We start from the raw sequence: 307 nt of genomic DNA, 5'->3' as shown, positions 1-307 counted from the left end.
GTGCCGGGGTGGCAGTGTCGGCCGAGTCGGACGTGTCGGCCGAGGGGGACGCGTCGTCCGAGTGGGGCGTGTCGGCCGAGTCGGAGGTGTCGTCCGAGTGGGGCGTGTCGGCCGGGGTGGGCGTGTTGGTGGAGTGGGAAGTGGCAGGCGTGAGTGGTGCCGGGGTGGCAGTGTCGTCCGAGTCGGACGTGTCGGCCGGGGTGGGCGCGTCGTCCGAGTGGGGCGTGTCGGTCGGGTTGGGCGTGTTGGTGGAGTGGGAAGTGGCAGGCGTGAGTGGTGCCGGGGTGGCAGTGTCGGCCGAGTCGGA

The 307-nt window shown here is 72.6% G+C and carries 1 protein-coding gene; it reads left to right on the top strand.

Annotation, left to right across the window (positions count from 1 at the left end; all coding sequences use genetic code 11):
• Positions 1-14: 14 nt before the first annotated feature.
• Positions 15-307 (top strand): hypothetical protein (locus tag BIV25_RS52240; RefSeq protein WP_218158542.1); only part of this gene is annotated, 293 nt, incomplete at its 3' end.

Origin of the sequence: Streptomyces sp. MUSC 14, assembly GCF_001866675.1 — a bacterium.
Taxonomy (GTDB): domain Bacteria; phylum Actinomycetota; class Actinomycetes; order Streptomycetales; family Streptomycetaceae; genus Streptomyces.
Note: the sequence above shows the minus strand (reverse complement) of the source record. Positions and strands in the feature narration are given on the sequence as shown.